Source organism: Paenibacillus sp. ICGEB2008, from assembly GCF_000307675.1.
Lineage (GTDB): Bacteria > Bacillota > Bacilli > Paenibacillales > Paenibacillaceae > Paenibacillus > Paenibacillus polymyxa.
In genome coordinates, this window is the sequence record NZ_AMQU01000018.1 from 18,491 (window position 1) to 31,421 (window position 12,931).

General features: G+C 38.1%; 9 protein-coding genes. All 9 read right to left on the reverse strand.

The genetic code is table 11. The features are described 5' to 3' along the window. Window positions 1–164 precede the first annotated feature (164 nt). The gene (locus C400_RS27215; RefSeq protein WP_017427775.1) at window positions 165–308 is read right to left on the reverse strand and encodes a hypothetical protein; all 144 of its coding nucleotides are present in this window, start codon (window positions 306–308) and stop codon (window positions 165–167) included. A 104-nt stretch (window positions 309–412) separates the two neighbouring features. Next, the gene (locus C400_RS0117640; RefSeq protein ID WP_017427776.1) at window positions 413–1,459 is read right to left on the reverse strand and encodes a methyltransferase; all 1,047 of its coding nucleotides are present in this window, start codon (window positions 1,457–1,459) and stop codon (window positions 413–415) included. Next, complete coding sequence (locus C400_RS0117645; protein WP_017427777.1) at window positions 1,441–2,175, reverse strand: aspartate/glutamate racemase family protein; 735 nt, start codon at window positions 2,173–2,175, stop codon at window positions 1,441–1,443. The genes C400_RS0117640 and C400_RS0117645 overlap by 19 nt, the downstream gene beginning before the upstream one ends. Before the next feature lie 73 nt (window positions 2,176–2,248). Next, window positions 2,249–6,043: a non-ribosomal peptide synthetase family protein gene (locus C400_RS0117650; protein WP_017427778.1), complete on the reverse strand. Its 3,795-nt coding sequence runs from the start codon at window positions 6,041–6,043 to the stop codon at window positions 2,249–2,251. A 36-nt stretch (window positions 6,044–6,079) separates the two neighbouring features. Continuing rightward, a complete protein-coding gene (locus C400_RS0117655) occupies window positions 6,080–9,445 on the reverse strand; it encodes a condensation domain-containing protein (RefSeq protein WP_017427779.1) in 3,366 nt (1,121 codons plus the stop codon). A 256-nt stretch (window positions 9,446–9,701) separates the two neighbouring features. Beyond that, window positions 9,702–10,313 (reverse strand): antiterminator LoaP, encoded by a 612-nt coding sequence (gene loaP / locus C400_RS0117660; protein WP_017427780.1) that lies wholly within the window; start codon window positions 10,311–10,313, stop codon window positions 9,702–9,704. 427 nt (window positions 10,314–10,740) lie between these two features. Then, window positions 10,741–11,343, reverse strand: coding sequence for an acyl-CoA-like ligand-binding transcription factor (locus C400_RS0117665; RefSeq protein ID WP_017427781.1), 603 nt, complete (start codon window positions 11,341–11,343; stop codon window positions 10,741–10,743). 281 nt (window positions 11,344–11,624) lie between these two features. Further along, the gene (locus C400_RS28035; protein WP_232795391.1) at window positions 11,625–12,185 is read right to left on the reverse strand and encodes a PEP-utilizing enzyme; all 561 of its coding nucleotides are present in this window, start codon (window positions 12,183–12,185) and stop codon (window positions 11,625–11,627) included. 88 nt (window positions 12,186–12,273) lie between these two features. Next, on the reverse strand, window positions 12,274–12,870 hold the full coding sequence (locus C400_RS28040; protein WP_232795392.1) for a hypothetical protein: 597 nt from the start codon (window positions 12,868–12,870) through the stop codon (window positions 12,274–12,276). Between the last annotated feature and the right edge of the window lie 61 nt (window positions 12,871–12,931).

Consider the following 12,931-nt stretch of genomic DNA (forward strand, 5'->3'; position numbering starts at 1 on the left):
CGTTTGTTTTGGATTATATACAGGCAGATTTTTCATAACATTGGCCAATGTACCCGAAGATCCCATATTAATATAGATATCTTCCTTTTGTTTGTGCGTTATAGAACTTACTACCTCAGCGAATCGAACCGGTTTACGAGCAACTTTCCAAAACTAATCTGGCTCTAGTTCCCGATAATTTCGTACGCCTGGTCATTTAATGTATCCATACACACTTGAAGCACATCATTATGTTTGTACAGCTTAATTCCCATATGATAATACTGCGATCCCTGACCCGGATACATAAATACAACTGGCTGGTACATACACCATCCCTCTCTTCTTACATGCATATGAAAAAAAGTTATGTTCATCTTATGATGAACATAACTTTGCAAAACAGAATTTAGATTCTTATAAAAAGCTTTATTTATTGTTTTTGCTCACATTCAATAATGCAGAACTGATCTGAAGTGGGAATAATACGTGTAATTTGCAAACCAGAACGTTGTATCAGCACCTCAAATTCCGACTGAGTTCTAACACCGCCACCCGGAGTGATGGCTAGAAACAACAAATCCCGAATTACCTCTTCTTTTGTTGGATGCTCATCATTAACAAGCATCTCTATAATAATTAATTTAGAGTCATTTACCATTGCTGAACGTATATTACTGAGTGCAGATAGAACATGTTCATCATCCCAATCGTTTAATGCTTTACTGATAATATAGAGATTTCCACCAGTAGGAACCGTTTCAAACATATCTCCACCAATTAACTCACAACGTCCTGTCATATCCACGGAATGTATATATTCTTTTGCTCGCTCAATCGTTGATGGTAAATCATATAAAACTCCACGACTATTTATATTTTTATCCAGAATACCAGCCAATATCTGCCCTAGACCACCCGCAACATCTACAATGACATCAAACTCGTCAAATGAATATGAATTCAGTATTGTCGGTAAACTTACCTTTGAATATACTTCCATTGCTCGGTTTACCACTTGTTGCTGCTCAATATTTATTTTCCCAGCTTCGAACCACGTAGAATTGTCAAATGCTGGTTGGCCGGTTCGAATGCTATATCCCAAATTCATCATAGGTTCAACAATAAAATCACCAAGTAAATAATTAGCAATGGGCTCAATTGATTGAGGGGTTTCTCCTGGTTGCAATGTAGCTCCGTACACAGTTACTTCATAATTTCCAAATTCATCAACCTTAAGGAGATCCATGGCAACTAATGCTCTTAACAATCTGCGTAATGAAACTGAGTCTAGGTTCAGATGAGTCGCTAACGCGTCGTTCGTTTTTTTCCCTTTCTGCAAGCCTTTAAACACACCCAACTCTGTTGCAGTCTTGATCACAAACGAGAAAAAATAACTACCGATATACCCCATAACACTAGCCTGTGGCGGTATAGATTGCGGCTTAACCTCAATACTATTCACATTTGTTGTTTCCATAGTGATAACTCCTCTCTAGTGTTCATACTTCCAAACATAAAGTCAATTCCACTGTCTGCATGCAATGTAGTAGTATCAAAAACAGGAACGCTAACATCCTTTTGATTAATAAGTAACGGAATCTCTGTGCAGCCCAGTATAACTCCCTGAGCACCTTCAGAGATTAATTTAAGGATAATGTGTTGGAAGTTTCTCTTAGCCTTCTCGGAAAATTTACCCAGAACCAATTCACTAAAAATCACTTGGTGTATATAATTACGATCAAACTGGTCTGGAAGAATAACATTAATCCCCTTAGATTCTAATTTATTTTTATAAAATGTTTCCTTCATCGTAAACTTAGTTCCAATAAGTCCAACCTGTTTAACACCTGTTTTGCAAACTTTATCTGTAACTGCATCTGTTATATGAAGAAGAGGTATGCGAATATGACGTTGTACTTCTTCTGCTACTTGATGAACCGAATTACAACATATCAGCAAACAATCAGCCCCAGCTCTCTCAACTACGATTGCAGCATTGACTAATATATCCGTAACATCCTGCATTCGATTCGCATTTACGAGAGACAAAACCTCCTCATTATTCAAGCTGTTTAAAATCAACTTGGCCGAATGGGTTTTTCCAAGCTGCTGATTGACACGCTCATTAATATACTTATAGTAAAATAACGTCGATTCATAGCTTAATCCACCGACTAACCCAATGGTCATCATCTTCTATTTCCTCCCTCAATGATCTGTCACTTCAACCACTGCACCTCCCTATCCCTGTATCTAAATATAAGAATCAGCTAAGGTAGCATGCGATCTGTTGCTGCCCGATAGTTACCCACTCAAATCCAAGACGTTTAAGTATAAGTTCTGTTCGGTCACATACACGTAAATAATTCAACCATTCAGTGTTGCGGAGTAAAAAAAGATTGAGAATGATATTTATAACTTCTTTGCGAGTAAAAGAGTCATTAAATTTTTGAGTAATGATACGTATAAATAAATCGTAGTCCACCAGTTCTATTTTTCCATTGATAGATTGTAGTTTTCTCCCTAACTGTCCCCAACTGATTCGATGAGGATTAAATACATGGTGATTTTGATTATGCAGCACAGGTCGGTCGAAAAGAGTAACAATAGCTTTAGCGGCTTGATCTACACCTGTCATATCCAATATTGGTTCGTGCAAATCTGGAAAAAGACCGATGCTATTCATTGCACTTACAAAAGAATAAAATGCATTGCTCTCCTTGTTAACCATAAATCTTCCTGTTTGAGTATTATTATTAAGAGAATTTAAGCGATAAATTGTACAATTCAGCCCCCTTTCTCTAGCGGTCCGCAAAAGTGCTTCAGCTTCCATTTTACTTTTCAGAAAATGATTATTAATATCCGCTCGAATAGCCCCAATCTCTTCAATATACTCATCAAACAACTGAATATCACTTCCTGTACCGATACTCATATTGGATGTAAAGTGGATGTCCTTAATATTCTTGAAAGCAGCAAAATGAAGTATATGTCGAGTACCGTCGATATTCACTTTTTCAAATTCTGCTGCTGTGCCGTAATGTCTGGTCAATGATGCCGTATGAATGATACAATCAACGTTCTCAGCCAATTTCTCATATTCTGCAAATTCCAGACCCAAGTTCGATAGTGTTACATCACCACAAACTACAGACACTCTTTTCCATCCTGCTTTATGATGTTCTTCTAATAAATAGTATTGAAGTCTCTCTTGAAGATAGTCTTCTGATATTGATCGAGACTTTCCTCTTATCAAAAGGGTAATTCGTGCATTTGAACTTTGGAGAAGCTCCTGTAGAAGATGTGTACCCAAAAAACCTGTACCACCTGTCAAGAGAATATGCTTGTAGGGCTTTTTCAGTGTGAGATCTCGATCTCGCCAAGCCTCTACCTTTGCCAAGTATGTCTGTAGTGCCACTTCTCTTGATGCAAGTGATGTAACCATTTGCATATCTATATCCAAAGGAACATCTGGAGGCTTCATCACTTCAAGTAAATGATGAAAATATCCTGTATGTTCAACCACGTGCAGAGACAGTTGAGCGATAGTCGGATAATCAAATAAATCATTAATAGAGATAGTGTATCTGTCACTCAACAGTGCCACCATTTTGACTCCAGACAAGGAAGTTCCTCCAACTTGAAAAAAATTATCATCAATTCCTATCCGTTCAACTCCAAGCAAATCCTGCCATACTTCTACTAAAATTCTCTGAATATCATTCATGGGTGCACGATATAGTGTAGCTCTAGACAACTTCAGCTGATTTATGCTTGCTAAAGCAGATTTGTCAATTTTCCCATTTACCGTCAAAGGGAGAGCAGACACCTGAGCATAGCGCACCGGGACCATATATTCAGGCAACTTCAGCTTTAAAAAATCGTAAACGACGTTAAAGCTCAACTTTTGATCACTAATCAAATAAGCAACCAGTTCCTCAACACCATTTGGTCCTGAATTGACAAGCACAACCGCCTCACGAATATCTGGGTGAGATATTAAAGCGATTTCAACATCACTAGTTTCAATGCGATATCCTCTTATTTTCACCTGATTATCAATCCGTCCTAGATATTGAATCTCTCCTGTGGGCAACCAACGTGCCAAATCGCCTGTCTTGTACATTCTTTGTCCTTCATACAGCAGGTCTTCAATGAATTTCTCCTCAGTCAACCTCGGATTGTTCACATATCCCCGTGCCACGCCAGTCCCGGCTATTACCAATTCCCCGACTCCACCGATCAGTTGCAAACGATTCTTTTCATCTACAATGTAGCATCTATAATGATTCAATGGGCGACCAATCGTGACTTGGAAAGCCCCATTCAATACAGCTGATGTCGCCAAACACGTCGCTTCCGTTGGTCCATAGACATTCACGATATAAGCTTTAGTCAATTGTTGAATCTCACGCAAAAAACCTATCTTCAATTCTTGACCACCAATAAGAAACATTTTAATACGCTGTAGTGCTTTTGCAGATTCCTTGTGATGCATCATTAGTTGCAGTCGCGAAGGTGTAATCATCATGACATCGATATGATGTTCTTCTACTAAACGTCCCAACTCAGCAGAATTTATATGCTCTCGTTCATTAGCAATAACGACTTGAATTCCCTTGAAAAGACCATACAAGGCCTCAGATATAAATAAATCAAAGGCTATACTGGCAGCATTAAGAATGACTTGAGGTGAAACAGGCGCAATTACTTCATCGATAGCATGTAAGAAATGCACGATTGAATGATGTTCAATCTCAACCCCCTTAGGTTTCCCGGTTGATCCAGATGTAAAAATGATGTAGGCCAATGATCCACCAGAATTGCTCATTGACAAAGGTTCTACTTCCATGACACTCAGATCATCTGTATCTATGCAGAAAACAATTTCCAGCAATTCGCTTTTTGGATTAATTCCCTGTAAAGCTTGCTTGTTAGCAGCTGTTGTTAGTGTAATGCGTACATTCCCTTCCCGAAGAATATCTGTAACACGTTCCAATGGAACAGTCGGGTCAATAGGAACAAACACGCCACTTGCCTTCCAAATCGCTAACATAGCTATATATACATAAGGTGATCTATGCATATACACGGCAACTGCTTCTTCTGGGAGCAGGTGATATTTTTTTACGAGGCCAAGAGCCAAACGATCAGCCTGATCGTTTAGCTCTTGATACGTCCATTCTTGATGATCAAAGATTAGAGCGGTTTTCTCAGGTTGTGTTCGAACCTGCTCATTGAATAATTGAAGAAATGTGTAAGCAGCACCGGATTGCAATTCTTGCGGCTTGTTAAATTGATACTGTATTTGGTGGCGATTACTCTCAGAAAGGAGTTCAAGCTCTTCCAGAATTGTTTTCGTATCTTTCAATATATAGGCATAGTACAGAAACAATGCATCTGCCAGATGTTCAATCGTAGCGGCAGAAAACAGTTGGGGAGAGTACTTAATTGACAAAGATAGTACTCCCTCAACTAAATCAAAGTCAAAAATGATCTCCGAATGAATCTCATCTATGATTTCCCTTGACTGAATAGGTCCGAATAATACAAGTGTTTTTATCATTGGTTTGGTGTCATCTGAATATACGATTCCTGCTCGCTGTACTATACTGTGAAACGCTTCATCCTGATGTTGAAATGCTTTTGTCACTGTTTCCTTCATCGTGTTGATCCAATCACGGATCGTCATATCTGTGATAAGTTTACTGTGAAGCAAAACACACGAGTTTCCTTTGGTCTTATTATCTCCCATTTTTAAAACGGGTGTCCCCACAACTATATCTTGCAGACCAGTATACCGGGATAAAACGTACTTTATGCCTGATACCAAAACCATAAATACACCCAGATGGGATTGACGGCTCATTTCATATAATCTAATCTGAATTTCCTCAGAAAATAGACGAGTATTCAAAGCTTTATTCGGTGTAGATTCTTGTCCAGTATAGTCATGGGGGAACTCAGTAATGTCTATCCTTTTATCCAAAGTATAACTCCAAAAGTCCAAGCCAACTTGATCTGAAGGTTGTTCTATTTCTCCTTTAGAAATAATATCCATTAGTTGCCCTCCTACTTGCTACTCTAGATCATTCATCTAAAACAAGAATTTAACATCTTCTACAATGTTCACATTTTTGTGAAGGCAAGAATGACTACCAAGTGGAATATCTGGTTGGTGCATTAGCTGTGCCAAGATAGCCATAAAGTCTTCAGCTAATACTTTCACGGTTTCTTGTTGGAACAGCGAAGTACTGTACTCCCAGTTACAAGAAATCCCCTCTTCAGTCTCATGTACTTCCAAAGCAAGATCAACCAGTGAAACTCCATTATGAAATGGATAATTATACATTTCATAAAATTCCGGACTTTTCAGAGATGTGTACATATTATGCAAAATAAATGCTACATCAAATAAAGGATTACGGCTTCTATCTCTATCCAGTTGTAATATAGCTACCAAATCTTCAAACGGGTAATCTTGATGTTCAAAACATTGAAGCGTATTTATTCTAACCTGATTGATAAATTCATGAAACGTGTTCTGTGTGCTGGAACAATTACGCATGATTATGGTATGGACAAACATACCCATGACAGGATCTACTTCTCTGTGAGGTCTTCCCTGGGATACAGAGCCGATGATAATGTCGTTTTGTCCAGTCTGTTTCTCTAGCAGTAAATGATAGACTGCAAGCAACACAACATATATCGTTGATTCTGTTTCCTTAGCAAAACGATATACACTCTCTGCTAACTCTGAGTTCATTCGCAAACAGATTTGTGAACCTTGGTAGGTTTTATAAGCTGGTCTTTCAAAATCTGTAGGTAAATTTAATTTTGGAATCGGTGCAGCACATTTTGATACCCAAAATTGCTGCTTCTGTTCCTGCTCTGAAGAATGTTTTCGTTCATTTTGCCATACCACATAATCTCTAAATTGAACTGTAAGCGGCTCCAACTCCTGATCTAATTTATAGAAGTGAATGAGCTCCTTGAAAAAAATCAATAGCGAAGTACCGTCCGAGATTAGATGGTGGAAATCAAAGACCAGCGCTTGTTTTCCATTTGTTAGTTGAACTAGAGCTCCTCTTGCCAAAGGTGCCGTTCTCCAATTAAACGGTCTTGTAAATTTTTCCATCATCAGTTCCAGTTCATCTTCCTTCAATATTGATGGATACATTTCCATTTTTATTCTTGCATCATCATGAATAATTTGGATCGGCTCTCCATCTATAACATCAAATGACGTTCTTAATGCTTCATGTCTTCTCACTATTCGATCGATGGACGTTTGTAGCCTGTTAAAATCCAAGTTTCCATCCACAACAAGAGCCACTGGCTTGTTATACATCGTAAAATCAGGATTATACTGTATCATTACAAATATTCTGCTTTGATCAGATGATAACGGGTAAAAAGGTTTAGGAGGTTGTCTTATTATGGTGTTGACTGAAACACTCGTCATTCCTTCAGTCTTCCTCAACAATTCGGTCAGCTGTGCCACAGACGGGTTTTTAAGCACATCCACATCTTTTAGATCCGTATGCAAAATAGCATTCAATTCATTCACAATCTTGATAGCTGTAATAGAATCTCCGCCTAATTCATAAAAATTGTCTTCCAATTTTATGTGAGAGAAGCCAAGATATTTTTTAAATAATTCTAATATGAGTATTTCTCTATTTTCCGTTTCATTTTCAATATTATTTAGAATCCTCACCGACGGATCTATCCAACACCGCAGCTTTGCAAATGGGTAGACAGGTAGGCTGATTTTTTTATAATCACATTCTTTATATATTTCATTCCAATCAAACTCTACTCCTTGTACATACAACTGTCCAAGTTCGTTCAGCGCTTTTTCACGTGTTTCATATTTCTTCATACATGTTTCCATTACTTTCTCAATTACAGGTTCGTGGTTTTCCAACTCGCTATAATATACTCCTGATATCTCCGACAATTCCAAATTTGTTGTACTCAACACAGTCAGCTTATTTAATAGATCCTCTCTATTTGAAGTTATAATAGCCGACCGATATCGAAAGTGTTTACGACCAGCATTTGCGGTATAACATAGGTCGCCTAATCGATATCCTTCAGATTGAATCATCCACTCTTTGTAACTGTTCATTAACTCCAGCAAGCTTGACACGCTCTGAGCCGATAGAGTAAGCATCTCCCAACCCTGGGTTTTCTCCTCTGTACTTTCCTTTGGAAATTTTTCTAAAATAACATGACAATTGGCTCCTCCCCTACCAAAGGAATTAACACCGCACCGCAAAACTTCTGCTGAAAGATTTATAATATCGCTATGCCATGCAGAAGGCCCCCCTGGGGAAACGTTAGTTTTTTCCAATTTATTATACACTGCTGATGGCAGTTCCTCATATTCTAATGCCATAACAGCTTGTAATAACCCCGCTAGACCGGAAGCATGCTTCAACTGTCCAATAGAAGATTTTATAGACCCTAAAAGAAGTTGCTCCTGCGTTCTCATCAAATGTGAAAATGCAGACTTTATTCCCTCTCTTTCCCTTACATATTCTAAGTTATCTTTATTGCTATGTGTTTCTATAAATGAGATGGTCGAAGGATCTATACTTGCATTTTTCCATGCTTGTACAAGCAAATCCTTATATGTACCGCTATCACGTACTCGTCCATGATGATTTGTCGACGAGCCCTTTATAACCGCATGAATGTGATCACCGTCCAATATTGCCTTGTTTAAGGGTTTGATCAGGATCGCCATAACCCCTTCTCCATCATCCACTTCAGTGCCGTATGAATGTATGGGAAACAAATTAATGCGGGACGTTCCTATAAGCGCCTGTTCACACTCTCCCGCCCGTAACGATTGGCAAGCTTGATGCACTGCAACTAACGATGAAGCATCTGCAGCGTTGGTTACTACAGTTGGACCGTGCCAGTCCATTAAATATGAGATCCGACTTGGAATTAACGAAGATAAATTTTCTGTAGCACATGGACCACCTAACACAGAATTAACATCGGCAACCATCTGAGCATATGAATATTCCGGAAGATCACTTTCACCGTAAAACACACCTGTTCTGGTTCCATACAATGTATTACCGCCATACCCTGCATCTTCTAGTGTATGCCACACTACTTGCAACAATAGACGAAGAGAAGGATCTATCAAACATGCTTCTTCAAAAGATATAGAAAAAAAAGGATAATCAAAACAATCAATACTATCCAAAAAAGCATGGCGTGCAAATGAAATAGCTTTGTTTGCCCCTTCTCCTGTGATCCAATTCAAATATGAATTCGTATCATGTTGTCGTATTTCAGATAAGTTTTTGACAAATGCTTTTCCCTCTTTTTGACGATTCCAGAGTTGATCAATTGTAGAATCAGAGGCAAATAACCCAGAAATACCTATAATAGCAATATCATTTTGTTTTTCATGAAGATTTTCGGAACTTTGCATGCACCTCAACATCTCCTTATACTCAAAAATGTACACTTCCTGGCTAACTTATAAATATAACAAAAAGGATGCGCTTCGCATCCTTTAAATACGACCCTATTATATTTAGAACTGAATAAAGAATTCTTGTCATCAACTGTATGAATTTAGGAAAGGGGCATAGCTTCGCCCACTCATCTACTTTTCAATAGACTACACACACAACTGCTAGATATGACCTCAGCGCTACACCAATGTACCGAAGCATCAGTTGGCTTCACTCTGATTTTTTAAGCTGATGCACATCTTGAGTATCTTCCGATACTGGAACAATATTAATTCCTACATCAATACATTTTTCTACACCATTCAGCCTCAAAATAATCCTCGCTCTTTTTTTCCGTGCATCAATCTTCTTTATTCTTTCTTCCTCCCCCGTTAGGGGACCTTCAAATACAACGGCCCTTGCATTTCTCAGATACAAAGATGAATATCCTATAATTTCATCATTATCAATAAGTTGGAGAATTGGTCTCATTTCATCGTCGTCAATTTTCGAAAATGAATAGGATTCAACTCTATCTTCTGAATTTATTCTTAGTTCTTTAGACTGTATTTGATGATAACGATGATTAAAACTATTTAGAAGTCGGTAGCATTTAGGAAGCCGCTTAAGATCATTATAAGTTTTAGCATTCATCTCTGTATTCACAAATACATAACCTGGAAACATCGTTCGACAAACTTCATAAATGTGACCCTGTTTTTTTTCTAATAGCCTACGTTTGGGAACTATCGCATACATTAACGATGGATTGTAGAATTTACGTATCATCGCTCGAACCACATTTTCTTGTCCGGTTTCGACATGCAGCACATACCAGCTCATAATCGCTGTCAATCCCTTCTCAGTAGAGACGCTGAAAAAATTAAATTTTAAATATTCTATTTATTACCTTTTATTGTTTGATTATGAAATAGATATTATCAAAAGGAAAAACATTAATCAACAACTAATTTCATGCAAATTTCGACATATAATTTTTTATTACCAAATTGGAATCATTCCTTAAATCATGCAGTATCACGAATATATAATAACTTTACACTAATATCATTTGTTGAATTTATGCATTTAATCTTACTACATCCAAAAGTCGATACGAACAGGAGATGGTTCATGCTATCATAAAAAAATCAACGAATGATACAATATATAGTTTATGTATTCTGAACCGAAATAAGCTGCCTCCGGTAGAACACCGAACGCAGCTTACATTTTTTTATTTAATATAATAAAATGTAATTTCATCCATTTATGATAGTGGTAGACCAGTCTCCAAGAGGTTTAATGCTTGGGATAATAGTTCAGAAAAATTTTCATTAGGATTTTCCGCATAGTGCAACATAACTGATATGTTAACACCTATAACAGCACCCGCAAAGGTCCGAATCTGCAAATCTCCCGGATCTCTCCCTACCCGTTTGGAGACCATTTCAGCTATCATATGCATTGTATCAGTCAAATTATTTAAGGTTGCAGCCCGGAGTTCCGGTACTGACATCACGAGTTGGTTACGCTCACGTGTTGTGGACATTTCGTCGCCAGACATGTCAGACGTGGTTGATAACATAGCATTACGCACAGCTTGAAGTGGAGTTAAATGAGCTGGTTGTTCCTCAAATGCAGATATAAGCAGAGGATCGTAGTTATCTGTAATGATCACATCCTCCTTGCTTGAAAAATATCGAAAGAAGGTACTTGGTGAAATCTCCGCTGCTTCTGCAATCTGTTCCACAGTAGTTTCGTTATATCCCAGTTCACTAAATAGGCGTAACGCATGCATTTGAATCGATGCAATGGTTTTTGCTTTTTTTCGCTCCCTCAGCCCGAGATTTTGCTGGTGTTCTAGTGACATCTGTTTCACTCCTCAATAGATTGCTCATTCAAGTTTCGCTCCTCATCGAACAATTTGCTTTAGCATATATTCCTGATCCTATACACACTATTGCCCGATTTTGCGTTTACATTCAGTTTATCATGATCCTTTGTACTTCACGATACCCAGAATCGTATATTCCTGACTGTATTTACATCAAAACCACCACAATACCAACTCATATAATTGAATATATAGTGTAAAGGAACTAATGTTGAATCAGGCTGATATCTATTGAGAAATTCAATAAATTAATTTTCTCACCTTATTAGTACAATTCCCTGCCCACCATCAACTATAACCTTGTCGCCGGTTTTCATCCTTGTAGTAGCATTTCCACAGCCTACAACAGCTGGAATGCCTAGTTCTCTAGCTACAATAGCAGCATGTGACAGAGGTGCTCCTATATCTGTTATAATTGCAGCTGCTTTTGGAAAAATTGGGGTCCAGCCTACATTTGTCGTCGAGGTTACCAAAATTTCACCAGGAAGAAGTTGGCTTCCCTCCTCTGGATGACTGAGTACACGTACAGTCCCCTCGATTCTGCCTGCCGATCCTGCAATTCCTTCAATCATTTCCGAATTAGTTGAAATTTCTACCGGTATATATGGATCATAATAATCTACTCTACGATTCGGATCTTCCATCCATTTTAAAGGTTCAAAACGCCCGCGTATAATCGATGGCAACGGAGGTAATTGCTTATATTTTAAATAGTTCGTTCTTCTGATCGAAATACAATCCATATCTAGGCTCCCTCTCACAAGCCAGGTCAATATTTCATCTATATACAGAAAAAACACATCTTCTCCTATCCCCATCAACTTTCCTGCTTTCAGCGCGAAAGAGCGATTTAACCTGAACACACGCGTCCATTCCGAACGAACAGTTTCCCTTAAGTTCGGTCCTTCAGAAATTTTTTTTTACTATACGTTTCAGCTTCTTTATTCTGTATGGAAAGCGCTGTTCTAGTCTTCTCCACACCATTTCATTTTGTTCACGTTGCTTATATAATAATTCGTCTACATTCATACCAGATTTCTTTGCTTCTTTGATCTGTTTTTCCAGCCAACTTGGATTTTCTCTTGGACCAGGGATCGATAGCTCAAACTCATGTGGTCCTCGATGCCCAAATTCCAACAGATAATCCTCCTGACTCATTTCACCTTTTACTACTGAAGATATACCAACAACAGGCCCCAAGCTCGCCAAACCTGTAGTTCCTTTCAGATTAGTTAGAAGCACACTGGTATCCTCATGTCCAATCCATTTCTCTAACTTTTCTTTCCATCGAACAAAATTTTGCATTTTACTGCTGGGGCCTTCCAAAGCAATCCACATCGCTTCAATATTCTTTGGCCAAAGCTGCTCACGCCATAATCTTATCAATTCTTCTTTGGACTGGACATTGCGAATTAACTCTTCTGTTTGAATGCACCAATTCGGTGTTTTTTTTAATGTGCTGTGGTATGAACTTTGTAGCTTTTCGGGTTTGTTTAAAAGCATATACCATTTTGGGAAGCATTATTTTGATAAGCTCTTTTTTTGAAAATGGGTACACAGGGAT